This is a genomic window from Deltaproteobacteria bacterium (assembly GCA_016180845.1).
Taxonomy (GTDB): Bacteria; UBA10199; UBA10199; order JACPAL01; family JACPAL01; genus JACPAK01.
The window spans coordinates 594,835-620,493 of sequence record JACPAK010000001.1 but is presented as its reverse complement, the minus strand read 5'-3'; the positions used below and the strand labels follow the sequence as shown (position 1 = coordinate 620,493).

Sequence of the window (25,659 nt, the reverse complement as noted above, 5' to 3'; positions counted from 1 at the left end):
AAATTCTGGTAAAAAGCGGAAAATGCTTACGATTTTTACCTATTCAGAAACCGACGGCCTGGAACAGGTCCGCGATCCTTCCCAAATCCGTTCCCTGATCGCGGAGAAAAACCGGATCACCTGGATCGATTTTGAAAAACCGACTCCCCCTGAAACAGAACTGCTCGATATCGCCTTCAACTTTCACCCGCTCACCATCGATGACTGCCTCTCCCCTCGTCATGAACCAAAGCTTGATAATTATGGTGAGTATCTCTTTCTGATTGTCCATGAGGTGATGGCGGATAGTCCTAAAAAAGATTTCAAAACCGGGGAACTCGATATCTATCTTGGGAAAAACTACCTGATTACCTATCACCGTCCAAAAATGCAGAGCATCGAAACCGTGAAGGACCGGATACTGAAGAATGCGAAGGCACTTTTTCGTTCCGCCGACTTCCTCCTGGCAACCGTCCTCGATGAAGTCGTTGATCGCTACAGCCCTGTCCTCGATCAGTTTGATCGCACCATCGACGATCTGGAGGATCAGGTCCTCTCCGCTGCAGAGGAAAAAAATATCTTGAACGAGATCTTCGGGCTCAAACGGAACCTGGCGCGATTGAAGAGGGTATCGTCGCGTCAAATCGAACTCCTAACCCATATGATCAAGGACGGCTATGATGAAATCCTTCCGGTCTCACTCCCCTACCTGTCGAATGTCCGCGATCACCTGATTCGGGCATCTGATCTCTCAGACTCTTACAGAGATTCCGTGGCGAGCCTTGTCGACGCCCATCTCCTCTCTTCCTCAAACAAGGCGAACGAGGCGATGAAGGTCCTGACCGTCTTTGCCTCCATCATGCTCCCGTTGAGCGTTATCACCGGCATCTACGGAATGAATTTTGAGAAGATACCGGAGCTTCGATGGGCCTACGGCTATCCTTTTGTCCTTGGGATGATGGCGGTGGTGGCAGGGGGATTGTACTATTATTTCAAACGCAAGAAGTGGTTCTGATCACTTCATATTTCTCTTTTCAATTTCTTGAATCTTCTCTAACCGCCGGTCGTGTCGGCCACCGGCGTACGCCGTCTCAAGCCAGATGGAGACGATTTTTTTAACCTCTTCCACATTTCGGACCCGACCACCGAGACAAAGGACATTCGCATTGTTGTGCTCCTTCGCCATCTTCGCTGTATACTCATCGGCAACGACAGCGGCACGCACATTCTTGAACTTGTTCGCCACAATCGACATCCCGATCCCGGTCCCACAGGCCAAGATCCCGGCATCAACTTTTTTGAGAGAAACCTTTTCCCCGACGAGGATCGCAAAATCAGGGTAGTCGACCGACTCCGTCCCTTCGGTCCCGAGATCTTCAACCTCGATTTTTTTTGATTTTAGGAATTCGACAAGGCTCTTTTTGAGCTCATAGCCACCGTGATCTGATGCAATCGCGATTTTCATTGGGGAGTTATGAAGCTGCCTTTTCCGGCCTGATAACCTCTCGCCCCTTATAATATCCGCACTCGGGGCAGACACGGTGCGGAAGTCGGGCGCCTCCGCATTGGGGGCACTTCTGGCCCGCGACCGGATGAAGTTTATAGTGAGTCCGTCGTTTGTCCCGACGGGTCCGGCTCACTTTTCGCTTAGGTACTGGCATGGGGGGTTCTACTATTCATTAAGGCGGCGCTTGTCAAACTGGATCTCATCTGACAAGCCAGCCCCCCCTGCTGTTGCAACCCCTTTACACACCTTAGATACCCCGCGAACTCCCCAAAAATCAGGATCTGGCTGGTTGTTAAAAAATATTTGGATTTTAGAAGAGATCGGAATAGGAGTTTTCAATGGAACTCAAAACACTGCTTACCGAAGAACAGATTCAAAAAAGAATCCGGGAGCTCACGAAGGAGATCACGAAGGACTTTCAGGGGCATGAGATTGTTGTTGTTGGCGTCCTCAAAGGCTCCTTCCTCTTCATGGCTGATCTCGTGAGACATCTCACCGGTCCCTTGACCTGCGATTTTTTGAGGATGTCGAGTTATGACTCGGAAGGACGATCGACAGGAAGCGTCCGGCTCGAGTTTGATCTGACTCAACCTGTTGACGGCAGAAATGTCCTCCTGGTCGAGGATATCGTTGATACCGGATTGACCGCCTCTTATCTGCTAAAACATCTGAAGGAAAAAAATCCGCGATCCGTCAAACTCTGCACCCTGCTTCACAAGAGGGTTGAGAAGATTCAGGTCCCGATCGACTACCTCGGGTTTGAAATTCCAAACGACTATGTGGTCGGCTACGGAATGGATCTGGATGGTCAGTATCGCCATCTCCCCTACATTGCGCGAGTGATCAATGTGACAATTTAGCCCACAACAACTTTGGTATCTGGTCGATAAAATGCTGAAGAAAGTCAATCATGGCACAACCACCAATAGAGAATTTACCTAAGAACCATCCTATCGCTTACGTAGCCTCTTGGCGTTTGGGCGGTATAAATCTCAGGGATCTCATGGCAGAAGGACAAGGGGCCGGAGGGGGCCCTCCCCCAACACACATTGAAATTTCACGTGGCATCTTCATGCCCCTGGAAGCAAGACTTAAGGCGACCCTTCCACTCCTGCAATCAACCCCCCACAGGGATCAAGCGGTGCTGGAGTTTGGGCGGGCAACGGCTGATTTTGAGGAATTTCGACTACGGTTTGTCGTGCCAAGAGACCAACGGCCACAAGTCCAATGGGCCAGGGATCCTCGAACCCTTATCACAAATTGTTTCGATCATATCCGAAACAACAGCCGAAGGGCGATCGATGCCTTCGAGAGATCAGGGGTTTACGATGAGGCGGCCGGGACCTTTCGATTCGATGACGCCAGCCGACTGGAGCAGGCGATGAGGATCTATTTCGGCGCTGAGGCGGCAACAAACATCGGACACCCAACCTCAGGACCGAGCAAAGGAGGCCTTTTGCCAGTCATCCTGATATCTGCAGGACTTCTTGGTGTGGCGTGCGCTGGCATGTGGTGGTTGATGCGAGATTAGTAACCCCTCCCCTTGGCTTCCCGTGACTTCTGTCACCTCCCCTTAGTTTAAGGGGAGATGACATTCAACTTTTTTTAGTCGCAACAATCCCGTCCAAAATTCGATAACTTAATCAAGATGTTTCTAAGAACAGGAGCAATCCTTAAGAAAATGAATCCAGCAAGGGGGCAAGAGCAATGCCTCCTCTAGGTTTAATAAATCGTATCGGCTCAGCCCTCCTTCTAGGGTCACTCCCACTCATGACGGGTCTCTTATTCTGTAAAAAAAGAAGTTATGATGGATCGTTTGATGCCCAAAAAAAATTAAATGACTCAGCGATGTTTGGAGTGAGTGGATCCATTGGAGTCGGAATTTGTGGATTTGCATATTCTCGTTTAAGAAACACCTCTCAAGAACTCCTTCAGGATGCTTCTGCAATGGCCCCAGAGGTAGCCACAGAGATAAGAAGACTCGCCCGTGCCTACAAAGGAGTGTCTTATGTGGCCTTTTTGGGAGCTATAGAGTCAATGGGATTTTTTGTAGCTGGCTTCCTGCTTCTAACAAATTTCACCTCCCCTTAGTTTAAGGGGAGGTCTCAGTAACAAATGAAACCATGGGACAGAGGGGTTATCAGCTCTCCGGCTTGAAACAAGGATTGACGAAAGTAATGGAGTAATTTAATATTACTTCATGCTCGCCAAGAGGACCTACAAAAATCAGATTACAATCCCGAAGGAGGCGCTCAAGGGGTTCGAAGAAATCGAGTATTTCGACGTCTTTGCCCGCGGTGAAGAGATTGTATTAAGACCGGTCGTCATCCAGTCCCAAGGAGAGCGACTCAAACGTATTCGGGCGAAGATCCGATCCCTCGGCTTGACAGAAAAGGATATCGATGAGGCCGTCCGCTGGGCACGCCGCCCCTCCTCCTAAAGTTGTTCTCGATACCAACGTTATCGTCTCGGCCCTTCTCTTCGAGGGGATTAGCGCTCGATTGGTCACCTTATGGCAAGCGGACCGGATACGATTGGTCCTCTCTCGATCTATCCTGGAAGAGTATCTTCGAGTTCTCAGCTATCCGAAGTTCGGTCTTACAGACAGGGAGGTAAAGACTATTGTCGAGGAAGAAATCCTTCCTTTTGTCGAGACCATCCCGCGAGAGTCCTTCTCAAATATCCCTTTGCTCCAGGACCCTCACGATCGGAAATTTCTCGCCTGCCTCCGTGCTGGGAAGGCCGATTATCTGGTTACGGGGGATAAGGTGCTCCTGGCCCAAAAATCCTTCGCTGGAGGTGAGATTGTGACACCCGCTGAATTCCTTCGCAATTTTTCGCAATTTTTAGTCGCAACAATCCCCCCCGAAACTCGATAATAACTCTGAGTTATTTATCAAACCATAAGGAGGTAGTGATGAGAGCATTAGGAGGATTAGAGGTATTGGGGATTGCAACAATTGGATTATCGTTAGCCGTCCTCTCATTGACCAGAGACCATCCACCTGTCGACAGTGACAAGGACATGGACAGCAGTGGGTCACTGGGACCGGTAAACTATGGATCGGGTGCGGTCGATGCCTACAGTCGAGTTGCCACCCAGGTCCTTTCAAGTACCGAAAGGGCAAAAACTCTCCATCATCAACTCATCGCAATCAGCCAATTCTCTGCCGCAGACCGAGAGATTATTTTGGACTATATGGATGCGGCCCAGAAACAATCTCCGCAACAGACAGCCTTTAGGGATATCCTGAGAGCATGGACCGATATTGACACAGGGAAATTTGAATCGGCATATACCGGTCCTATCGAAGAAGGTACCGTTAGGACCTGGTCACAAGCTTATAGAACAATTATCGATGCTATCAAGGATTCGGGGGTTCAACTATGAGACCAGTAGCAACCTTGGCATTATCACTCGTAGTTGGCATCCCAGTGGTCGGTATTGCTGCGGGTGCCTTGGCAACGTTGTTCGGTCAATTACTCCCCGTTCCCCCTGCACCGGGTGAGCCAATGGCCTCAAATGACTCTTTCCTGGAACAGATCGGGACTTACACCACCAGCTACCGGATGATGATGGAGGGGACAAAAAGGATCCGAGAACAAGATTTCCGCTTCCAGACTGTCGGCGCCGACTACGAGCCGTAAAGGTATTATCTATGATTTCTGAGACTGATTTAGACCATGCCCTTGTTGCCTTGCTCAGCGAGTTTTCACCCTTACAGCCCAGCCGATTTACCGGCGGGACCCAATTTCAAGCGCAAGTGTTCGAAGAGGAGGGGAGGGTTAGCCTCATCGCTTCGGTTCGCTCTCCACTTCCAGGAGGGGACCAAGGGCACCTCAGGGGGGTCCACGCCTGGTTTAGGGAAGGAGATCGGGTTGTCCAATTTGAAAAATTTGAGTGCCGAGATCGTGGTAATTTCCCACGATGCCTATGGGCAAATCACGGTGCCACCGACCGGATCCGAAGCCTTGCGTTACCGTCAACTGGAACAACAGATGATCTCTTTGAAGTCGCAATCCGAGGGATCAAGGAGTGCGCTGATTTACAACCGGGGAGATCAGCTGCCGTTGGTCCCTCATGGGGCGCACGCTTCCTGCGAACCGGTATTTTAGCGATGGGGGCATTTGTCTGCTTCAAGATAGGTTCGATCGTTTCTGAACAAAAATCAGAAGCTCTCAGCTGACAAGATCCAATTATTTCCTTTGAATTCACCTCCCTTGAGGTCTAAAAATCAGGGGCGTGCGTCTCCTATTTTTCTTAGCCTTTTATCTCATTCAATGGGGTGGGTCCTGCCTCGGGTTCCGCCCACCTGTGCTCATACATTCCGCGCAGGCGGGCGCCCGACCCGAGTCACCCACCCCACAAGACAATGCAAACGAAAAACCTCTCACCCTCCACGACTGTTTCGAATCGGCCCTCGTCCATAATCAGGATTTCCAGATCCAGGAAGAGGAGCTGCGGGCGGCCGAGGGACGTTACTTTCGGGCGCTCAGCACCGTCCTCCCCCACCTTTCGGTGAAGGGTTCCGAGTTTATTCAAGACACATCGGGGACTGGCGCGACCGATGGGACGTTGGGATCGACATTCTTAAGAAAGAGTCGGCCCGAGGTCGCGATCAACCTCTCCCAACCGATTTTTCAGGGACTGCGGGAATACTCCGCGTTGACCGCCTCCTCTTCAGATAAGGAACGAAACCGGCTGCGGATCGAGAGGGCGCGTGAACTCCTCTTTCTGGAGGTGACTCAACTTTTCTTGACCGTAAAAGAGCTCGAGGCCGACCTCGAGATCCTGACCTCTCAGGGGAATGTTTTGGACAAAAGGATCAAGGATCTGCGGGAAAGGGTCCGTCTGGGTCGATCGAGATCAAGCGAGATTTTAACAACAGAATCTCAAAGAGCGCTTCTCGAGGCGGAGATCTCGAAAGCCCGTGGACAATTGGCGATCGCGCGCGAGATGCTCTCTTTTACGACAGGAATTCAACCGGAGAAAAAACTGGGTGATTCCGAAGAAGTCTTCCCGGAACTTTTGCCGCTTCCCAATTATCTCCCCTCTTCAAGTGAACGGGCCGATGTCCTCGCCAGCGACTTCGATCTGAAGCTTTCGAAGGCAAACCTCCTCTATGAGAGAGGGGGATACCTTCCTGAATTAAGACTGGAAGGAAACTATTACCCGTACCGTGTTGGATTTCAGAAGGAGATCGATTGGGATGTTCTCTTCACGCTGAATTTTCCGATCTTCTCAGGACTGGAAACGAAAGGGAAAACACGAGAGGCGAAGGCGAAATTGAAACAAGCCGAATATTCCCAGGAGGCCTCCCATCAAAAGGCAGAGCTCGAGATCAAAGAGGCGTATCATGAATTGACAGCATCTCGGGAATCCGTTCAGGCACTCGATCTCGCCGTAAAAAAGGCCGAGGAGAACTTCAAGATCCATCAGCGGGAATATAATTTGGGGCTGGTCAGCAACCTCGAACTCCTCCAATCACTGCGGGACCTGCAGGAGGTGAGACGAGAGGCGAATCGAACCCGACACCAGTCGACATTGAATTCACATCAGTTGAAGATCGCGCTTGGAGAGACGGTCGATTCGCTCGCCCTGGCAAAGCCAGAGGCTCGCTTTAATCGGGGGGAGATACCGCTCTCCACCCCGATCCCCCCCCATCTGAAAAGGCCCATTGATGACGACCGGGGAGAGCAGCAATGAACCTTTCAGAAATTTCGATTCGAAACCCGGTTTTTGCCTGGATGCTCATGGCGGCGCTGATTCTTTTCGGATGGATCGGTTTTTCCCGCATGGGGGTTTCCGAACTTCCGGACGTCGATTTCCCGGTCATCACGGTCCACCTCTCCCTCGAGGGGGCCGCACCCGAGGTCATGGAGGCGGATGTCGTCGATATCATCGAGGATGCGGTGACGTCGGTCCAGGGGATCCGCGAGATTACCTCTTCGTGTCGTCATGGAGAGGCGTATGTCACGATCGAGTTTGAACTCTCGCGCGATATCGACGTCGCCCTGCAGGAGGTCCAGACCAAGATTGCTCAGGAACAGAGACGCCTCCCTCATGACATCGACCCACCGATGGTGACCAAGACGAACCCGGAGGACCGGCCGATCATGTGGGTCTCTCTTTCCGGAGACAAACCGGTGCGTGAACTGATGACCTATGCGCGCGATCGCCTCAAGGATCAGTTTCAAATCTTGCCGGGTGTCGGTCAGATCTTCCTCGGGGGGTTTCTGGAACCAAACCTGCGCATCTGGGTCGATCAGGACAAACTCGAGGCGTACCAATTGACACTCGATGACGTCGTCAATGCCATCGAACGCGAGCATCGGGAGCTTCCTGCCGGACGGATCGAAACCGCTGAAAAAGAATTTAACATCCGCACGATGGGAGAGGCGCCCAACCTCGAGGATTTCGGAAATATCCGAATCCTCTCTCGAGGTGGAACTCCCGTCTATCAACCGATCACTCTGAAAGAGGTGGCGACGATCGAAAAGGGCTTGGGGGATTCACGCCGGATCTCGCGTGTCCTTGGGAAACCGGCCGTCGGTCTCGGAATCCTCAAACAACGAGGGGCGAACGCGGTAGAGGTCGCAGGCCATATCCGAAAAAAGGTCGAGGCGCTGCAAAAAGATATCCCGGAGGGGATGGCACTCGGTGTGAATTTCGATGGAACACGCTTCATCGAGGAATCGGTCAGGGAACTGAACTTCACGCTCCTCCTTTCAGCGATCCTCACAGGGATTGTCTGCTGGCTCTTCCTCGGCTCCTGGAGTTCGACCCTGAATATCCTTCTCGCGATCCCGACATCAATCATCGGAACCTTCCTGGCCCTTTATTTCGCCGGTTTTACACTGAACAATTTTACCCTGCTGGGCCTGATCCTGGCTGTCGGGATTGTTGTCGATGACGCGATCATGGTCCTCGAAAATATTGTGCGTCATCAGGAGGGGGGCGAGGAACGCGTCCAGGCGGCACTGAAGGGATCTCGTCAGATCACTTTCGCGGCCATCAGCGCCACGCTTTCTATTATTGCGATCTTTCTCCCTGTCGCCTTCATGAAGGGGGTGATCGGAAGATTCTTTTTTCAATTCGGTGTCACGATGTCTGTCGCTGTCAGTCTTTCACTGCTCGAGGCGCTAACCCTCACACCGATGCGGTGTTCACAGTTTGTCTCGACCCGAAATCATTCCTCCTGGCTCATCCGAAAAACAAATGAGTGGTTCCAAAAATTGGCTGACTTTTACCGTCGCACCCTCCCCTGGTGCCTCCAAAATCGTAAAAAAGTCATCCTGGGCTCGCTCCTTTTCTTCCTCGTCTCTATTCTTTTAGTTCGCTTCCTGCCGAAGGAATTCGTCCCGGCCCAGGATCAATCGATGATGCTGGTCCGACTCCAAACACCCGTCGGATCCTCTCTGGAATTTACCAATGCCCGGATGAAACAGGCGGAAGAATTCCTGATGAACCGACCGGAATTTAAACGTTACTACGCTGCCGTCGGCGGATTTGGAGGAGGAGATGTCAACACCGGAATGCTCTTCGTCACGATGAAACCAAAAAATGAAAGGGAACTTTCTCAAGCTGATTTCATGGACCTCTTAAGGCTGGAACTCAACAAGATCCCGGATACGAAGGTCTTTATTCAAGACCTCTCCATGCGCGGATTCACGGCGCATCGAGGGTATCCGATCGAATTTACGATTCGTGGATCTGACTGGAGCCAGCTTGTGGAACTTTCAGAAAAGGTCCGAAAGAAAATGACAGAAAACCCGATCTTCGTGGATGTCGACACCGACTATCAAACCGACATGCCGGAGATTCAGATCGTACCTGATCGGCAAAAGGCGGCGGAGAGAGGGGTCAGCATAGAGACAATTGCCAGGACAATCAACGCCGCCATGGCGGGGGTTCGGGCAGGCCGTTTCCTGGAAGGGGGAAGGAGAAATGACATCCGTGTCCGGCTGGAAGACCAGGACCGGATGAAGTCGGAAGACATCCTGCGGCTCATGGTTCGAAACAACCGCGGCGAGCTGATCTCTCTCACAGATGTGGTCGCCACGGAATCAAAACCATCGCTTTTAAAAATCTCCAGAATCAATCGGGAAAGGGCCGTAGAGCTCTACGCAAACCTCGCGCGAGGCGCCTCTCAATCCGAGGCGCTTGAAATCATCGAGAAGCTCTCGAGTGACACACTTCCGGAAGGTTATCGGATGGTCTTCAGCGGATCGACTCAAACCTTTCAGGAATCATTTCAAGGTCTCTTGTTCGCGCTCGTGCTCGGAATCATCGTCGCCTACATGATCCTCGCCTCTCAATTTAACAGCTTTCTCCACCCGATCTCCGTCCTGGTCGCACTCCCCTTCAGTCTCTCAGGGGCCTTTCTCTCACTCCTGATCGGCGGGCAATCGCTCAATATCTACAGCATGATCGGATTGATCCTGCTCATGGGAATCGTGAAGAAGAATTCGATCTTGCTCGTTGATTTCACAAACCAGATGCGCCGCGAAGGAGGGGCGCACCAAGGGGCGCCCCTACAGTCGGTACATGACGCCATGCTTAAGGCCTGCCCGATCCGACTCCGACCAATCCTAATGACCTCGGTCTCTACGATTGCCGCAGCGATCCCTCCGGCCCTCTCACTCGGCCCCGGCGCCGAAACCAGAATTCCGATGGCTACTGCCGTTATCGGAGGTGTTTTGATTTCAACCCTCTTGAGTCTTTTTGTGGTGCCATCTGTTTATAGTTTGTTGACGAAATTTGAGAGAGGTCATTTGAAGGAGGGTGAGGGATGAAAAAAATGCCAAAAAATTACCGATCGCCCGACAAGTTTGGGAGCTTGTTAGGTTATCGACTCCTGAAATTCGACCGAAAACGAATGTTGGCAAGGGCGGTCTTGACCCTGCGGGAAGACCACCTCTCACCCGCCGGCCGGATCCATGGAGGGGTCATCTCTTCCTTCTTTGATTACACCTGTGGCGCTGCCGTTTTTTCGACCATGCAACATAATGACTTCTGCTCTACCGTAGAGCTGAAGGTGAATTATTTCCGCCCCCTCTTCGTCGGCGATTACCTCAACTGTACCTCTCAGGTCATCTTCCGCGGGAACCGACTTGCCGTCGTCCATGCCACCTTGGAGAGGAAAAAAGAAAAGGTCGCAATGGCGACAGCCACGTTTTACGTCGTCTCGAACAAAAAATAATGACCCGAGATTGGCCCCCTGCGTCACGTCCAAAACTTGACACCCTTAGCAAGCGATGCAAAAGAGATTAAGAAAAGAGGCTTTTGCATGATTATTGTAACCGCCCTCTGGAAATCAAAACTTGGAAAAGAAGCCGATCTCGAGAAATACCTAAAACAAACCGTCACCGAAGTCACCAAGCACGAACCAAAATGTCTCCAGTATACACTGCACGGATCACTGGAGGACCCAACACGTTTTTTCTTTTACGAACAGTATGTCGACAAGACCTCTTTCGAGGCCCACAAAAGAACGGGTCATTTCAAACAGCTTCTCGCCGCCACAGAAAAATTGGTCGCTGAACCGGTACAGATCGGTTTCTATGAAATAATTGAGTAAGCTGGAAGAAATTTTTAAAACTTATCTAAAACCTGTAATTCAAGACACCAGAGATCACCGTCTGCAAATAATCCCCCCCCGAGATCTTGCGATACACCCCTTCGGCCTCAACATTAATAGAAAATTGCTGATGGCGAAAAACCTCGTACCCGATCCCTCCGCCACCCCCAAAGGCATGGCGAGTGACCCCTCTCTGAACCGAAAACCCGTCGGCGGTTGTTCCGGTGCTCGTTTTTGCGATCGTGTAACCTCCCCCTGCCATGAGATAGAGCTCCTTCCAGACAAACCAGGCGACGTGAGGATAAAAATCCAGGAAATGAAAAAAAACGTCGAACTGTGCCGAAAGTGTCCAGTCATTTTGAAGATAGATAAGAAGATCAGGGGTGATCCCATAACCAACTCTCACCCCAATCCCTCCCACCGGCCGCGTCAGTCCGATAACCTCGGCTCCCGCATGCGGAGAGAGAGAAAGGTAAAAACCTTTGCGACTCATCAACGGATCTTCGAGGACTGTTCCTGATTGGGCCCACTGGTCTGACTCTTCTTGGGCGATCAGGGGAACCGACGCAAAGAGAAGAACGAGGGAAAAAGCGAAGAATTGGGAAAGAGATTTCCGATTCACAGGGGAAAAGAGGTAACGAAGAAAAAACGAAGAGGCAAGGGATTACTTTTTTCTAAAATTGAATTTCTTGAGCACCGCAAATTGGGAATGACCCGTCTGATCATGACAATTACAGGCGTTATGATTGAGATTGATGCCACACTGGGGACAGATCCCCTTGCAAGATTCCTGACACAAATAACGAATCGGAAGCGCCAAAACCAATGTCTCCCGAATGATCTCAGAAAGATTGATCTCTTCTCCTTTATAAAAGGAAAAATTCTCGTCTTCTGTCGTTAATTCTTCCGTCTTTTCTCCTCCCTGAACATTTTGGAGAGGAGCCAAGGTCATCTCAATCGGGACAGACAAATGATAAGGGAAAAAGTCCAGACAGCGATCGCACTCCTGTTTAAGATCCAGAGAGGCAACCCCTCTCAGACTGATATTGTCACAGGTTTTCTCAAGAAAAAGGCTGGCGGAGGCCTTATTCTGACCGTCGGAATCCTTCCGAAAGGTCTCTCGGACCACCTCACCAAACCAGGGATCAGAGGCCAATTCCGCTGTCAAATGAACACCTTCTACAGGGATCTCAGAGATCTTGATCTTCATGCCTTATGATTAAAGATACCAAAGAGGCTTGCCAAAGACAATATCTCTGAATTAACTTCGCTTCCCATGCTACGAACCCTCCTCAAGTCCAAGATTCATCGTGCGACCGTGACTCGGGCCGATCTCCACTATGAAGGGAGTCTGACGATCGATCAAGATCTGATGAAGGCTGCTGATCTTGTCACTCATGAACAGATCCATGTCTGGAATGTGACAACGGGGAGTCGATTCGAAACCTACGTCATCCCCGGCAAAAAGAAGAGCGGATTTTTACAGATCAACGGGGCTGCGGCCCACCATGCCAAAGAGGGGGATATCGTCATTATCTCAAGTTTTGTCCAAATCCCGACATCAAAACTAAAGAGACACAAACCAAAAATTGTTTTTGTCGATGAAAAAAACAGAATGGTACGAATCACACGCGCCAGCGGCCACAAGGAGGAATAATGGCAACTATCTACTATGATCGAGATTCAAGCCTTGAACCCCTGAAAGGGAAAAAAATTGTGATCTTCGGTTATGGGTCCCAAGGACATGCCCATGCCCTGAATCTCAAGGACAGTGGTTTGGACGTTACCGTCGCCTTGCGAGAGGGGAGTGGCAGCATTGAAAAGGCGAAGAAACATGGGTTGAGAGTCATCACTGATTCTAAAGAAGCAGCGAAGACCGCCGATGTCACAATGATTGTGATTCCTGATCAGGATCAAAAGAAGTTGTGGGATGATCACTTAAAAGAAAATCTCAAAAAAGGGTCGGCGCTTTTCTTCGCCCATGGGTTTAACATCCATTTTAAGAGAATTATCCCACGCCCGGATCAGGACTGTATCCTGATCGCCCCGAAGGGACCCGGGCATCTTGTCCGATCTCAATTTCAGGCAGGCATCGGTGTCCCCTGTTTGATCGCCGTTGGACAGGATACCAGCGGCAAGGCAAGGTCAATCGGTCTCGCCTATGCGAAGGGGATTGGGGGCACGCGCGCCGGTGTGATTGAAACAAGTTTCAAGGAAGAAACCGAAACCGATCTGTTTGGTGAGCAAGTGGTCCTCTGTGGCGGCACGATGAGTCTGGTCCAGGCGGGATTCGAAACGTTGGTCAAGGCAGGGTACCAGCCGGAGATCGCCTATTTCGAATGTCTGCATGAATTAAAATTGATTGTCGATCTCCTCTACAACGGTGGGGCGGCCAATATGCGTTATTCGATCTCGAACACCGCCGAATATGGCGACTACACACGTGGTCCGCGAATCATCGGCGAATCGGCACGAAAAGAGATGCAAAAGATCCTGAAGGAGATCCAGAACGGCGATTTTGCGAAGGAGTTTATCGCCGAGTGTGAAAAGGGAAACCCGACGCTCAAGAAGATGCGGGAAGAGACGGCCAAGAGTCTTGTCGAGAAGGTCGGTGTTGAATTGCGAAAAATGATGCCGTGGCTTGAGGGGTCCGTGAAGGGGAGGGAATAGGCCACACAGGCATTGCAGTAGTGGCGACCGGCCGGTCGCCACTACGACATCAATTGATTTTAATATGCCCCCACTTCGCCAACCAGCCGTTGCCGGTTCGTTTTATCCGTCCGATCCCAAAAAACTGAGCGAAGAGCTGAAACGTTGTCTGGATTTTCCACCAAGGCCTAAGAAGACGTCGATCGGGGTCGTCGTGCCGCATGCCGGATACATCTATAGTGGCCGTGTCGCCGGAGAACTCTACAGTCAGATCAATATCCCGGATCGGCTTATTATCATGTCGCCGAACCACACCGGATATGGTGTCCCATTTTCCATCTGGCCAAGGGGAGAATGGGAAACACCATTAGGGAAGGCTAAAGTCGACGAAGAACTTGCCGCCTCTTTCATGAACCAATGCCCGCTCCTCAAAGAAGACGAAGAGGCGCATCAATTTGAACATTCGCTCGAGGTTCAGATCCCTTTTGTCCAATATTTAAAAAAAGATTTCGCTTTTGTCCCGATCACATTCAGTCATCTCCGTTTCGAACAATGTGTCGAAGTCGGCCAGGCGATTGCTGAGATCATCCAAAAATCAAAACAACCGATTCTGATCATCGCAAGTTCTGACATGAACCACTACGAGAGCCAGAAAATTGCTGAAACAAAAGACCAACTCGCAATCGGCCAGATCTTAAAATTAGACCCCAAGGGTCTCTACGAAACCGTCCATCAAACCCAAGTCTCCATGTGTGGGATTATTCCGACGACGGTGATGCTCGTCGCCGCCAGAGAACTGGGGGCGACAAAAGTCGAACTTGTGCACCATGCCACAAGCGGGGATGTCACAAAGGATTATGGGTCGGTGGTCGGGTATGCGAGTCTAATTGTTGAATAAAAGGAAGTTGCCAAAAAAGAACGACTCCCTTAGATTCTCGCGCAATGACGGAAGAGGTAAGAGTTCGTTTTGCACCATCCCCGACCGGGCACCTCCATATCGGAGGGGCACGGACCGCTATTTTTAACTGGCTCTATGCCCGCAATCAAAAGGGGGTCTTCATCCTGCGTGTCGAGGATACCGATCGGGAACGATCGACGGAGGAATATGTCCGGTCGATTATAGAAGGAATGGAATGGTTGGGACTCGATTGGGATGAGGGGCCTTATCATCAGCTCGCCCGGATGGATATCTACAAGTCTCATGTTGAAAAACTTTTGACGGAGGGAAAAGCATACAAATGCTACTGTACCACCGAAGAGCTTGATGAGAGGAAAAAGGCGGCACTCACCCGCGGAGAAAAACCGAAGTACGATGGACGCTGCCGGACGGTGAGCCAGAATCAAAACAAACCGTTTTGTATACGATTCAAGACCAATGAAACCGGCGAGACGAAGGTCCATGATCTGATCAAGGGGGACGTCATCTTCCAAAATGCCGAGCTGGATGACCTCGTGATCCAACGATCGGACGGAATCCCGACCTACAATCTCTGCGTTGTGATCGATGATGCCCTCATGCGTATCACACACATCATCCGTGGCGACGACCATCTGAATAACACGCCGAGACAAATCCAGCTTTATGAAACGTTCGGTTATCCGATTCCTCACTTCGCACACCTTCCGATGATCTTGGGATCAGACAAGGCTCGCCTCTCAAAAAGGCATGGGGCGACCTCGGTCCTCGCCTACCGCGAGATGGGATACTTGCCGGATGCGATGATCAACTTCCTCGCGAGGATCGGTTGGTCGCATGGAGATCAGGAGATTTTTACTCGGGATGAATTGGTCGAAAAATTTTCGTTCGACCATGTCGGCAAGTCGGGCGGTGTCTTTAATGCAGAAAAACTGCTCTGGTTAAACAGCCATTATATCAAAACAACTGATAATAAAACGCTTGCGGTCCCGTTGGTCCCTCACCTTGAGAGTGCGGGAATCCGGATCGTACTCGATGAGTATCTCTACAAAACCATCGGCTTGACAAAAGAACGAGCGAGAACATTGATTGAATTAGCTCAAATGATAAAACCGTTTGTTGTCGAAGATATTACCCTTGAGGAAGGGGCCAAAAAAAATATCAATCCGGAGCTTCTGAGGGAGATACTCCCCCTTCTGCAGCAACAAAACCCTTTTGATGAGATGTCTCTGAAGGCTGCCTTCGAGAGATACATTGCTGACAAAAAACTAAAACTCGGGATCATCGCCCAACCGCTCCGTGCCGCACTTACCGGTTCCACAGTCTCTCCCGGAATCTACGAGGTCATGACGCTCCTCGGAAAAGAGCGGGTCATCAAAAGAATTCAAAAAGTTCTTTCATGAAGCGCTTCTTTTGCTTCCTCCTTATTTTCTTCTTTTGTTTCTCCCACTCGTGGGCCACATCTTATGAAGAACGATCGCTGTTTGCGGAAAAATGGTTTTTCGAAACCCTGCCTCATCATCTGGGAAACGACCTCAAGGAAACCTTCTGGAATCGATGGCACCTTTTGGGTCTTGCGGCTGGTGTTGGAGCGACTGTTGGAGTCCATGAAGCGGATCCTGACATCCAGAAAAAATTTCATCCTGCAGACCCACTGGGTGGGGCAAAAGATGTCTTTAACATCATGGGGAACAGTCTTGTTCTCGGAGGTGGAACCCTCATCGCAACGATCGCCTCAAAGCTGGCCGATGCCCCGAAGGCAACACTCGCGGCAGGGACAATGCTGGAGTCTCTCTTTTTGACCTACGCCATAACCTATCCACTCAAGTTTTCGACCCAAAGGAGCCGGCCAGACGGTTCGAACAATCATTCGTTCCCCTCTGCCCATGCCTCAGGGTCATTCGCCCTCGCGACCGTAACCGAGGTTTTTTATGGCCCCCTCTTTGGTGTCCCTGCCTATGCCCTGGCAGGGATGGTCGCGATTTCACGTCTCGACGCCAACAAGCATTTCGCCTCGGACACAATGGCGGGGGCGGTTCTGGGAACGCTGGTTGGGTTAGGGACAGCCAAATTCCACAAGGCAGAAAAAAGTGATCTTTTTGTCATCCCAACTATGCTAGAATCAGGGGCTGGAATTAGTTTGGTAAAAGTGTTCTAAGAAATCTTATGCAACTTACCGAAGAGATGAGAAAAGAAATCTGGCGGAAGATCCTCCATATGGGGGTCATCCTCGTCCTGCCGATTGCCGCTATCTCAAAAGGGGTCTTGATCCTCGGTATCGTCGGACTCGCTGTACTTTACCTCGTTCATGAATCCCACGTTCAGGATGGTGGAAGCATCCCGCTCATCACACCGGCGATCCAAAAGGCAAAACGCCTCAGTGAGAAAAAAATTGCTCAAGCCCCGTTTATGATGGGGATCGGCGTCCTGATTACCGTGCTGATCTTTCCCTTAAAACCGGCTGCCGCAGGACTGATCCAGCTCGCCTTTGCCGATATGGCAGCGGCACTGGTCGGCCTTCTCTGGGGTCGACACCATCTTCCCCACTCACCCAAGAAGAGTTGGGAAGGAAGCGGGGCCTTTTTTGTCCTCTCCTTCTTTCTGATGCCGCTCCTGAGTTATTCGATTCCAGCGAGCTTCCTGCTGGCGCTTGTCGGAGCAACGATCGAATCACTCCCCTACAAAGACTGGGACAATCTCTTCATCCCCGTCGGCGTCGCCGCCATTGCGTCGTTTTTTTAATTTTACCAGCAACCTAATTGAGGTGGGTACGATGATCTCTTCGATTATGCCATCTGTAGCACCTATCGCGATTGGTAGGCTCGGACTCCTGACAAGCTTGGGACATCTAGGGTCATCCCTATACCTGAGACATACCCGACCGGTTGATCAGTAGTCATCGACTGCTGCCAAAGACGCCGATAGTGCTCGTAAATGGGGAATTTTCACGGGAGCGGTCTCGACAGTCTCGTTTATCGCGCTTTTTCGAGGCTCCTACCGAACTGCCTCGATTGCTTCTGCAGTTGCTGGCTTCTTCACCATCGGGCAATTAATCCCTGGCATCCCCTCCTTTCTCTTTGACCCGTCCGAAAAGGGAAAAATCACCGGCGAAGAGATGGCGCTGGCTTCCTTGCAGCTTGGGATGCTCATTGTTTGCTTTCATCATGCTACCCTTTCAGTGCCAGCCCTTCTTCAGATGTCGCGGAAGGGGAGCGCCCTCGCCCTCTCGCAACTCGCTGTCAATATGACGAAGGGGGGCTTGCAGAGTCGTCGAGCCGCCGGGAGGGCTTTAGAACAGATTGCCCTCGATAATCCGGTCCTCTTTACCAAAATCGCTCAGAGTCCTCAATATACATCCTTTATTGCCGCTCCTCATCAGGTCAGGACTTATCTCGATAAAATCCTGGCGCTTCCTGATCATCAGACAGCGGCGCGTGCCACGTTGGTTGGTGATGCGATAGTGGTTGGCCCCTCCAACTTCCTACCCTCCGACATGGAAGCAGTTTTAAGGGCTCTAAGAACCTCCAAGGATGGACCAGACAGACTGGAGAGTTTGATATTCAGGGCGCCTCACCTCGCCCCTTCCCTGATCGCCGCGGTACCAAAGGCATTGAAGAGTGAAGAGATCATGACAGTGAAATGGGGGACCCAATTTCGTGCCATTTGGGGTGAAAGGTTGTCTGAGGCAGACAGGGGTCGTTTCCTTTTGGACTGGGAAAGGAAACTTTTGGATGGGAGCCGAAATACGGGGCTGCGCCCCACGCGAGATTTTCACCGTCTTCTTTGCCCAGAGAGATATAAAGCCCTTGTTGAGGACTTAGCAGAAAGGGAACATGATTGGGATCTCGCGGCCACACCCCTTCTCGAGGACCTGATGGTCTGTTTCGGTCGATTTCATGCAACCCACATCAAAATGGAAAATGCGGGTCGAATCGTCTCTTTCAGACGCGATGTCGACATCAGCGCGTTTGATTTCCTCTGGGATGAAAGTTTTGTCGCTGAATCTCCACTGAGACTCAGGACACTGCATCTACTCGAGGAAGTGGCGGGTGCATCTCAGCTTTCTCCAGATGGTTCCCTTTGGGTTAAGATCGATGGGGTGCAACGAAAATTCGGCTCCGAGGGACTCTTCAAGGGGTGGTTTAACGATCCTGAGCTCCTGGTTTCCAGGAATCTCCCTTGTCTCATGACAGCCCTGAGGTCTCGACATCACAGTAATAAGGAGATCCTCAAGGCGATCGCCCGCCTGCATCGGATCGATCCGGATCGTGTGATGCCCTCCTAGAAAAATCCCCCTTCCAATAGGACCGATATCACTTTTATCCCCCTTTTACAAAGTGGGATATCTTGTATGTCTATTTATGGCTGCCCCACTTTAGCAAAGGGGGGCAGTGGATGACTCTGTAAATATTGGAGGGGGGATTTGAAAGCTGCTACATCTCCCGTATAATCGTCTCGGTCATCTGAGAGGTCGTGGCGGTCCCACCAAGGTCCGGCGTGAGAAAGCGCCCCTTTTTCAGAATTTTACCGACCGATTTTCTAATTTTTTGAGCGGCGCTCGATTCACCCAGATAATCTAGCATCAACGCCCCACTCAGGGTGAGAGCAATCGGGTTCGCCTTGTTCTTCCCGGCGATATCCGGCGCCGTCCCGTGCACCGCCTCGAAGATCGCCCCCTTTTCGCCGATATTCGCGGCGGGAACAACCCCTAATCCCCCTACTAAACCGGCGGCGAGATCGGAGACGATATCTCCATAGAGATTTTCCAAAAGCAGGATATCAAACTGATGCGGCTTCAGGACCAGTTGCATACAGGCATTGTCGACGATCATCTCGTTGTATTCAATCTTGGGAAATTTCCTTGCAACCTTTCGGGCACAATCCAGAAAAAGACCGTCGGAGAGCTTCATGATATTCGCCTTATGGATCGCTGTAATCTTCTTTCGCTTGTTTTTCCTGGCGTAGTCGAACGCAAACTCCGCAATCCTAAGCGAGGCCTTGCGGGTAATCACCTTGATCGATTCGACCACTCCGGGCGCCACAAAATGCTCGATCCCTGAGTAAAGATCCTCGGTATTTTCACGCAAAATGACTAAATCGACATTTTTGTATCGTGAAACGATCCCCTCCATCGACTTGGCAGGACGAACGTTCGCATAGAGATGCAACTGTTTCCTCAACATGACATTAATACTTGGGAATCCCTTTCCAATCGCCGTTGCCAAAGGACCCTTTAAGGCAACTCCATTCTTTTTGATCGATCGGAGGGTTGCATCCGGAAGCGGTTGGCCGCAAGTCTCAATCGCCTTCTGTCCCGCCAGGACCTCGTCCCAGACAATCTTCACACCACTCGCTTGAATCACCTCCCGCGCCGCCTGAGTGATCTCAGGGCCAATACCATCGCCAGCAATAAGAGATACTTTGTAGGTCATAGAGAGATACGGTACCGCTCTACTTCTCCCATCGGATAGTGTTTCCAGTTGAATGTGCGAGGAGAAAATGGTGGATACCATACACCACTCATCATGAATATCAAGATGAGATCGTACCTATTTTCAAAGAAACCTCTTTCACTTGTCCCCGATAATCAACATGATGACCGATTCTATTGAAAAACTCGCGAGCAGATTCCTTGATGCCACTGTTAATAAATGGGGTGTCGATGACAAAGAGGTTTGTTCTGTTTTAAAGAGTGTGCATGACTGGCCTGGTGGTCCGGACGATTGGGATCTCACCTACAATCATAACGAGTTTAACAGAGAGCTTTACAAACAGATGACTCCCCAACAGGCACATACCTTTAGATCCTCTCAGTCCCAAATCGTCCCTGCCATTTTAAGGTCTGAATTGAGTGGTTCTGCCTTGGCAAGGGCTGAAGATCTCTATGACATAGGAAGGGAAACCTATCGAGCTAGTGGATCTGAATATTTTCTGGAGGGGGTATTATCTTGTTTCGATTTAAGTTCTCTGAGTCAAAAAGTTGCGTGGGGTGGGTATCTATTTTTTCTTGGATGCCGTACTTTATTAGGAGGGAAACCATTTGGTGAGCGTTTAATCTTAACCATCACAACACTTCCCATTATTTTTGGATTATACATTCTTGGTTTCGGTTACTCGAGGGATGATGATTTATTCGATAAATGTCATTTAGCAATACGTAATGAAAAATTTGTTTACGTTGAGTGTAGGGAGGATATCACTCAATATGAACGCGGCTGGGGACTCGGTATCGCCCTTATAGGTGCCCTCTGGATCGCCACCTATTATATTCCATCCATGCGGATACGCCGAAAACCTCCTTCTGTTGGTGCAGCCCCGAGGGACTTTGGGGGTGGCAAGGTTGTTGACTTGATGCCGGTGATCCGCGCAAGAAGAGGTGGGTAAAAGATCAGGTTCTAAGATTACCGCGCAATCGAATACGGGCTCATCCCCTCCGGATGATTTCCTAAAAGATAATCAATATCGAGAATAAATTCTTCGCGCGTAAAACCAGCCATGTCGATCTTCTTCGTATCCATCCGGATCGCATCGACGGGACAGGCCTCCACACAAAGCCCGCAAAAAACACACCGAAGCAGATTGATATTAAAGACCTTCGGGTATTTTTCGACCTGTGGATCAGGACTCTCGGTTGCGACAATCTCAATGCAGTTGGCGGGACAGGCGGTGGCACAGAGCATACAGGAGGTGCATCGTACCGCTCCATCCGGACGTTTCATGAGACGATGTTCGGCACGATAACCTTCGGGGATCGGTTTTGGTTGCTCAGGATATTCGTAGGTTGGCATCTTCTTGAAACCCAAAAAATGGCTCAAAAAATGACGGATCGTCACCCAGAGTCCCTGAAGCAGTGAAAAAAGATAAATCCTCTCTAAAAGGGTCGGTGGTTGACGGGTCAAGACCTTTACTTTTGGGCTGATCTGCGTCATTCTCAATACTTGGAATCTCACATAGGGAAGATGTAGTCAATAAATTGACATTCGAGACGTGGTTCGATAGGAGAGGAGACCCATTAAGAACAATGCTGCGCGAAACATTAAAAAACGAGAAGATTCAGTCACTTATAGTAAACCCCCCACTGGTTGTCTCACGCAACAGGACAGCGGGAGAGGTGATTCAGGAGATGCAACAACGAAAAACAGGCTGTGCCATTATTATGAATGGAAAAAAACTGGAGGGGATTTTTACAGATCGTGATGCCTTGACCCGCATCGCCGCAAAAGAGGCAGATCTTTCCCTTCCGATTGAAAAGTTCATGACACCAAACCCAAAGACCCTCAAAGAACAGGACTCAATCGCCTCAGCAATTCGTCTCATGAATAATGGCGGCTATCGGCGGATTCCTCTCCTCGACGATGAAGGTCACGTCAAGGGGGTCCTCTCTGTCCGAAATATCGTCCGCTATCTGGCAGAACATTTTCCCCATGAGGTTTTTAATCTCCCCCCTGTCCCTCAACAGTTGAATCGCGCAAGAGAGGGTGCTTAAGATGACAACACCGAAGAAACAGATTGAGGAAAGAAGAGACGTCGTCATCCGATTTGCCGGAGATTCGGGTGATGGGATGCAGCTCACCGGCATGCAATTTACAACAGCGACCGCTATTTTTGGAAACGACCTCGCGACCCTCCCCGATTATCCGGCCGAGATCAGGGCCCCTGCAGGGAGCCTCGCCGGAGTTTCCGGATTCCAGATCAACTTCTCATCTCGAGACATTCGTACCCCGGGAGACTGCCCGAATGTCCTTGTTGCGATGAACCCTGCCGCCTTGAAGACAAATCTCGACGATCTGGAGGAAGGGGGCATTCTGATCACAAACACAGATGCCTTTATCACCCAGAATCTGAAAAAGGCCGGTTATGGGACAAACCCCATCGAAGACGGGAGCCTCGCGAAGTACGAACATTATCAACTTCCGATCACCACCTTGAACGCCAAGGCCCTCGAAGGGGTCGGGCTCACAAAAAAAGAGATCGATCGTTGTCGAAACTTTTATGCCTTGGGACTCATGTTTTGGCTTTTTGATCGCCCCATGGAGGTGACGCTTCGGTGGATCGAGGAAAAGTTCAAGAAGAATCCAGAACTGGTCAAGGCCAATCAGATGGCCCTGAAGGCCGGATATTATTTCGGTGAAACCACCGAGGTCATCAAAAAACATTATCGCGTGCAGAAGGCAGCGTTAGCCCCAGGGCTCTATCGGAATATTACGGGGAATGAGGCGACGGCGCTTGGTTTTGTTGCTGCCTCCGTACTGGCAAATAAACCACTCCTGTATGCAAGCTACCCGATTACACCAGCCTCCGATATCCTCCATGAGCTTTCCAAACACAAAAATTTTGGGGTCAAAACGATCCAGGCCGAGGATGAGATTGCGGCGGCCGGAATAGCCTTGGGGACCTCTTTTACCGGAGGATTGGGGTTGACCGGGACCAGTGGACCCGGCCTCGCATTGAAGAGTGAAACAATCAATCTCGCCGTGATGGCAGAATTACCGTTGGTCATCATCGATGTCCAACGTGGCGGTCCCTCAACAGGTCTTCCAACAAAAACCGAGCAGGCTGATCTCCTTCAAAGCCTCTTCGGGCGCAACTCCGAGAGTCCTCTGCCTGTCATCGCCCCCGCTACACCCGGTGAATGCTTCCAGATGGCGATCGAGGCGATCCGAATCGCGGTCAAATATATGACGCCGGTCCTCTTCCTCTCCGATGGATATCTCGCTAACAGCTCCGAACCCTGGCTCATCCCTGATTTTCAAAAACTTCAGAAAATTGAAATCCATCATCCGAAAACAGGTGACGCTTTCCAACCCTACATGAGGGATGAAAAGACGCTCTCGCGTCCCTGGGCGATTCCTGGGACAGCCGGTCTCGAACATCGCATCGGTGGCTTGGAGAAAGAGAACATTACAGGAAATGTCTGTTACGATCCGGACAACCATGAACGGATGGTTCATTTACGAGCCAACAAGATTGCCGGAATCGCCAATGATATCCCTCCGGCAACCCTCCTTGGAGATCAGGAAGGGGACATTCTGCTGGTCGGTTGGGGAGGGACCTGTGGAGCGATCACCTCCGCAGTTGAGGAACTTCGTCAGCAAGGAGTCTCCGTTTCGAGTGTTCATCTCCGCTACCTGAACCCCTTCCCCCGCAATCTTGGAGAGATTCTCTCACGTTTTGATACGATTCTTGTCCCGGAACTCAACCTCGGTCAACTCACACTCCTTCTCCGGGCAAAATATCTGGTCGATGCGAAGGTGATCTCGAAGATGCAGGGTCAGCCTTTCACCATAAAAGAGATTGTTGATGGGGTGAAGCGTCTCACACTGAAAAAAGAGGTAAGACAATGGCAGAAACAAGCAGCACACCCAAGTTAAGCCGTAAGGACTTCATCTCCGATCAGGATGTTCGGTGGTGTCCAGGGTGTGGAGATTATGCGATCCTCTCCGTCACTCAAAAGGTACTCGGGGATCTGAATATCCCACGTGAAAAATATGTTTTTGTCTCGGGAATCGGCTGCTCGTCCCGCATGCCGTATTACATGAACACCTATGGCTTCCACACCATCCATGGGCGGGCCCCGGCGATTGCGACAGGGATCAAGGCCTACAATCCGGACCTCTCGGTCTGGGTCGCGACAGGTGACGGTGATGGTCTCTCGATCGGCGGGAACCATCTTCTCCATACCCTTCGGAGAAATGTCGATCTCAAGATTCTTCTCTTCAATAACAGGATCTACGGCCTGACGAAGGGGCAGTACTCCCCCACCTCTGAGTTAGGCAAAAAAACGAAATCATCTCCTTACGGAACGATCGATTATCCGCTCAATCCGCTTTGTTTCGCCTTTGGAGCTGAGGCGACCTTTGTCGCACGCACTGTCGATACCGACACCCAACATATGGCAAAAGTCCTTGAACGTGCCGCTCGGCACAAGGGGACAGCATTTATTGAAATTTTTCAAAATTGTGTCATCTTCAACGACAACGCCTTTCAAGAGGTCACGGATCGCGAGAGTCGTTGGGACAAAGGCCTCTATCTGGAACATGGCAAGCCACTCATCTTTGGAAAAGAAAAAAACAAAGGTATCCGGCTCTCCCCCAAAACCTTCCTCCCCGAGGTGGTCACCTTGGGCCAGGACGGGGTCATCGAGGGGGATCTTCTTGTTCACGATGAAAACCGTGAGGATACCGGGTATGCCTTCATGCTCTCACGCATGATGCCGCCCCACTTCCCTGTACCGATCGGTATCTTTCGCTCTATCGAGCGGCCCACTTATGACTCCCTGCTCTCCGAACAAGAAACGCTCGCCCTTAAGAATCAAGGGAAAGCCGATATCCAGAAATTGTTGAATGGAACAGAGACCTGGAAAGTGAGTTCATTATGATCTGCCCGGCCTGTGGGAAAAAGAATATCGATGGAGTCGATGAGTGCGAGTTTTGCCTTCAGAACCTCTCGTCGCTCGACGGGGTCCTCCCCACCACAAAGTTCACGAAGGCCTTAATGGAAGATCCGATTGCTAAAATGAAACCTCGAGACGGTCTCTGGGTCTCTCCCAAGGCGTTGATTCGCGAGGCGATCCAAAAAATGACGGATAACCATGTCGGATGCATCTTCGTGGGAAATCAGGACCAGATCGAAGGGCTCGTTACGGAACGGGATATCCTCTTCAAGGTTTTGGGAAAGGATAAAAAGGCCTTTGCGAATCCGATCCGCTCGATCATGACCGCCGATCCTGTGGTCCTCGATGAATCCGACTCCCTCGCCTATGCACTGAACCAGATGTCTGTCGCCGGCTTCCGCCACCTCCCGATTCACCGAGAAGGAAAAGGACTCGGGATCATTTCGGTCCGCGATATTTTGAGACACCTTTCAAAACTGTTTCCTGAAACTGCCGCCTAACAGTTTGTTGACAAACCATGTTTCCTCAGGCTGTTGAGAAAGTCCCCAGATGCAAGGCGCCCGCGAGAACCCGACTGAGGCGTACTAGCAAGTACGTCGCAAGGAGTGGTCGAGTGGGCAACGCAGCAGATGGG

31 protein-coding genes are annotated in these 25,659 nt (G+C 50.8%); 25 read left to right on the top strand and 6 right to left on the bottom strand.

Translation table 11 applies throughout. The features are described from left to right. Window positions 1–22: 22 nt before the first annotated feature. Window positions 23–994, top strand: coding sequence for a magnesium/cobalt transporter CorA (gene corA, locus HYT76_03230; GenBank protein MBI2082560.1), 972 nt, complete (start codon window positions 23–25; stop codon window positions 992–994). Here corA and rpiB read toward each other — a convergent pair whose 3' ends face one another. Both rpiB and rpmF read right to left on the bottom strand, forming a co-directional pair. Continuing rightward, window positions 995–1,444 (bottom strand): ribose 5-phosphate isomerase B, encoded by a 450-nt coding sequence (gene rpiB / locus HYT76_03225; protein ID MBI2082559.1) that lies wholly within the window; start codon window positions 1,442–1,444, stop codon window positions 995–997. Window positions 1,445–1,451: 7 nt separating this feature from the next. After that, complete coding sequence (gene rpmF, locus HYT76_03220) at window positions 1,452–1,640, bottom strand: 50S ribosomal protein L32 (GenBank protein MBI2082558.1); 189 nt, start codon at window positions 1,638–1,640, stop codon at window positions 1,452–1,454. Between the two features lie 184 nt (window positions 1,641–1,824). Between rpmF and hpt the strand changes: the two genes are divergently transcribed. The 12 genes from hpt (at window position 1,825) to HYT76_03160 (ending at window position 11,067) form a co-directional block, all read left to right on the top strand. Further along, the gene (gene hpt / locus HYT76_03215) at window positions 1,825–2,346 is read left to right on the top strand and encodes a hypoxanthine phosphoribosyltransferase (GenBank protein ID MBI2082557.1); all 522 of its coding nucleotides are present in this window, start codon (window positions 1,825–1,827) and stop codon (window positions 2,344–2,346) included. Between the two features lie 212 nt (window positions 2,347–2,558). Further along, the gene (locus HYT76_03210; GenBank protein MBI2082556.1) at window positions 2,559–3,017 is read left to right on the top strand and encodes a hypothetical protein; all 459 of its coding nucleotides are present in this window, start codon (window positions 2,559–2,561) and stop codon (window positions 3,015–3,017) included. 176 nt (window positions 3,018–3,193) lie between these two features. Continuing rightward, complete coding sequence (locus tag HYT76_03205; protein ID MBI2082555.1) at window positions 3,194–3,577, top strand: hypothetical protein; 384 nt, start codon at window positions 3,194–3,196, stop codon at window positions 3,575–3,577. A gap of 109 nt (window positions 3,578–3,686) precedes the next feature. Continuing rightward, complete coding sequence (locus tag HYT76_03200; GenBank protein ID MBI2082554.1) at window positions 3,687–3,926, top strand: AbrB/MazE/SpoVT family DNA-binding domain-containing protein; 240 nt, start codon at window positions 3,687–3,689, stop codon at window positions 3,924–3,926. Further along, complete coding sequence (locus HYT76_03195; GenBank protein ID MBI2082553.1) at window positions 3,889–4,365, top strand: putative toxin-antitoxin system toxin component, PIN family; 477 nt, start codon at window positions 3,889–3,891, stop codon at window positions 4,363–4,365. The genes HYT76_03200 and HYT76_03195 overlap by 38 nt, the downstream gene beginning before the upstream one ends. A 38-nt stretch (window positions 4,366–4,403) precedes the next feature. Next, window positions 4,404–4,877: a hypothetical protein gene (locus tag HYT76_03190; protein ID MBI2082552.1), complete on the top strand. Its 474-nt coding sequence runs from the start codon at window positions 4,404–4,406 to the stop codon at window positions 4,875–4,877. Then, window positions 4,874–5,134 carry a hypothetical protein gene (locus tag HYT76_03185; GenBank protein MBI2082551.1) on the top strand — a complete coding sequence of 87 codons (261 nt, stop codon included), beginning with the start codon at window positions 4,874–4,876 and terminating at the stop codon, window positions 5,132–5,134. The genes HYT76_03190 and HYT76_03185 overlap by 4 nt, the downstream gene beginning before the upstream one ends. Before the next feature lie 11 nt (window positions 5,135–5,145). After that, window positions 5,146–5,673, top strand: a complete 528-nt coding sequence (locus HYT76_03180) for a hypothetical protein (GenBank protein MBI2082550.1) — start codon at window positions 5,146–5,148, stop codon at window positions 5,671–5,673. 128 nt (window positions 5,674–5,801) lie between these two features. Beyond that, window positions 5,802–7,193: a TolC family protein gene (locus tag HYT76_03175; protein MBI2082549.1), complete on the top strand. Its 1,392-nt coding sequence runs from the start codon at window positions 5,802–5,804 to the stop codon at window positions 7,191–7,193. Next, entirely contained in the window at window positions 7,190–10,282 is a 3,093-nt protein-coding gene (locus tag HYT76_03170; protein MBI2082548.1) for an efflux RND transporter permease subunit, read from the top strand. The genes HYT76_03175 and HYT76_03170 overlap by 4 nt, the downstream gene beginning before the upstream one ends. Beyond that, window positions 10,279–10,689 (top strand): PaaI family thioesterase, encoded by a 411-nt coding sequence (locus HYT76_03165; protein ID MBI2082547.1) that lies wholly within the window; start codon window positions 10,279–10,281, stop codon window positions 10,687–10,689. Before HYT76_03170 ends, HYT76_03165 begins: the two co-directional genes overlap by 4 nt. Window positions 10,690–10,776: 87 nt before the next feature. Further along, a complete protein-coding gene (locus HYT76_03160) occupies window positions 10,777–11,067 on the top strand; it encodes an antibiotic biosynthesis monooxygenase (GenBank protein ID MBI2082546.1) in 291 nt (96 codons plus the stop codon). A gap of 25 nt (window positions 11,068–11,092) precedes the next feature. Here the strand turns inward: HYT76_03160 and HYT76_03155 are convergent, their stop codons facing one another. Then, a complete protein-coding gene (locus tag HYT76_03155; protein MBI2082545.1) occupies window positions 11,093–11,689 on the bottom strand; it encodes a hypothetical protein in 597 nt (198 codons plus the stop codon). A 42-nt stretch (window positions 11,690–11,731) separates the two neighbouring features. Further along, window positions 11,732–12,277 carry a DUF177 domain-containing protein gene (locus tag HYT76_03150; GenBank protein ID MBI2082544.1) on the bottom strand — a complete coding sequence of 182 codons (546 nt, stop codon included), beginning with the start codon at window positions 12,275–12,277 and terminating at the stop codon, window positions 11,732–11,734. A gap of 66 nt (window positions 12,278–12,343) precedes the next feature. On the opposite strand from HYT76_03150, the gene HYT76_03145 reads away from it, so the two are divergent. The 7 genes from HYT76_03145 to HYT76_03115 all read left to right on the top strand — a co-directional run bounded on the left by HYT76_03145 (window position 12,344) and on the right by HYT76_03115 (window position 18,917). Next, complete coding sequence (locus tag HYT76_03145; GenBank protein MBI2082543.1) at window positions 12,344–12,724, top strand: aspartate 1-decarboxylase; 381 nt, start codon at window positions 12,344–12,346, stop codon at window positions 12,722–12,724. Further along, entirely contained in the window at window positions 12,724–13,737 is a 1,014-nt protein-coding gene (gene ilvC, locus HYT76_03140; GenBank protein ID MBI2082542.1) for a ketol-acid reductoisomerase, read from the top strand. The genes HYT76_03145 and ilvC overlap by 1 nt, the downstream gene beginning before the upstream one ends. Before the next feature lie 64 nt (window positions 13,738–13,801). After that, window positions 13,802–14,614 (top strand): AmmeMemoRadiSam system protein B, encoded by an 813-nt coding sequence (gene amrB / locus HYT76_03135; GenBank protein MBI2082541.1) that lies wholly within the window; start codon window positions 13,802–13,804, stop codon window positions 14,612–14,614. A gap of 44 nt (window positions 14,615–14,658) precedes the next feature. Beyond that, a complete protein-coding gene (gene gltX, locus HYT76_03130; protein MBI2082540.1) occupies window positions 14,659–16,035 on the top strand; it encodes a glutamate--tRNA ligase in 1,377 nt (458 codons plus the stop codon). Continuing rightward, the gene (locus tag HYT76_03125) at window positions 16,032–16,790 is read left to right on the top strand and encodes a phosphatase PAP2 family protein (GenBank protein MBI2082539.1); all 759 of its coding nucleotides are present in this window, start codon (window positions 16,032–16,034) and stop codon (window positions 16,788–16,790) included. The genes gltX and HYT76_03125 overlap by 4 nt, the downstream gene beginning before the upstream one ends. 8 nt (window positions 16,791–16,798) lie before the next feature. After that, window positions 16,799–17,374 carry a hypothetical protein gene (locus HYT76_03120; GenBank protein ID MBI2082538.1) on the top strand — a complete coding sequence of 192 codons (576 nt, stop codon included), beginning with the start codon at window positions 16,799–16,801 and terminating at the stop codon, window positions 17,372–17,374. Window positions 17,375–17,747: 373 nt separating this feature from the next. Then, window positions 17,748–18,917, top strand: a complete 1,170-nt coding sequence (locus HYT76_03115; GenBank protein ID MBI2082537.1) for a hypothetical protein — start codon at window positions 17,748–17,750, stop codon at window positions 18,915–18,917. A 148-nt stretch (window positions 18,918–19,065) separates the two neighbouring features. Here HYT76_03115 and HYT76_03110 read toward each other — a convergent pair whose 3' ends face one another. Next, complete coding sequence (locus tag HYT76_03110) at window positions 19,066–20,064, bottom strand: isocitrate dehydrogenase (NAD(+)) (protein ID MBI2082536.1); 999 nt, start codon at window positions 20,062–20,064, stop codon at window positions 19,066–19,068. 160 nt (window positions 20,065–20,224) lie between these two features. On the opposite strand from HYT76_03110, the gene HYT76_03105 reads away from it, so the two are divergent. Continuing rightward, entirely contained in the window at window positions 20,225–21,016 is a 792-nt protein-coding gene (locus HYT76_03105) for a hypothetical protein (GenBank protein MBI2082535.1), read from the top strand. A gap of 17 nt (window positions 21,017–21,033) precedes the next feature. Here HYT76_03105 and HYT76_03100 read toward each other — a convergent pair whose 3' ends face one another. Beyond that, window positions 21,034–21,561 (bottom strand): NADH-quinone oxidoreductase subunit I, encoded by a 528-nt coding sequence (locus HYT76_03100; GenBank protein MBI2082534.1) that lies wholly within the window; start codon window positions 21,559–21,561, stop codon window positions 21,034–21,036. A 92-nt stretch (window positions 21,562–21,653) separates the two neighbouring features. On the opposite strand from HYT76_03100, the gene HYT76_03095 reads away from it, so the two are divergent. From HYT76_03095 to HYT76_03080, 4 genes are read left to right on the top strand one after another with little or no spacing between them, the layout of a single operon-like run. Further along, window positions 21,654–22,118: a CBS domain-containing protein gene (locus HYT76_03095; protein MBI2082533.1), complete on the top strand. Its 465-nt coding sequence runs from the start codon at window positions 21,654–21,656 to the stop codon at window positions 22,116–22,118. Between the two features lies 1 nt (window position 22,119). Then, window positions 22,120–24,003 (top strand): 2-oxoacid:acceptor oxidoreductase subunit alpha, encoded by a 1,884-nt coding sequence (locus HYT76_03090; protein MBI2082532.1) that lies wholly within the window; start codon window positions 22,120–22,122, stop codon window positions 24,001–24,003. Next, complete coding sequence (locus HYT76_03085) at window positions 23,973–25,010, top strand: 2-oxoacid:ferredoxin oxidoreductase subunit beta (GenBank protein ID MBI2082531.1); 1,038 nt, start codon at window positions 23,973–23,975, stop codon at window positions 25,008–25,010. Before HYT76_03090 ends, HYT76_03085 begins: the two co-directional genes overlap by 31 nt. After that, window positions 25,007–25,525, top strand: coding sequence for a CBS domain-containing protein (locus HYT76_03080; GenBank protein ID MBI2082530.1), 519 nt, complete (start codon window positions 25,007–25,009; stop codon window positions 25,523–25,525). Before HYT76_03085 ends, HYT76_03080 begins: the two co-directional genes overlap by 4 nt. Window positions 25,526–25,659: the final 134 nt, after the last annotated feature.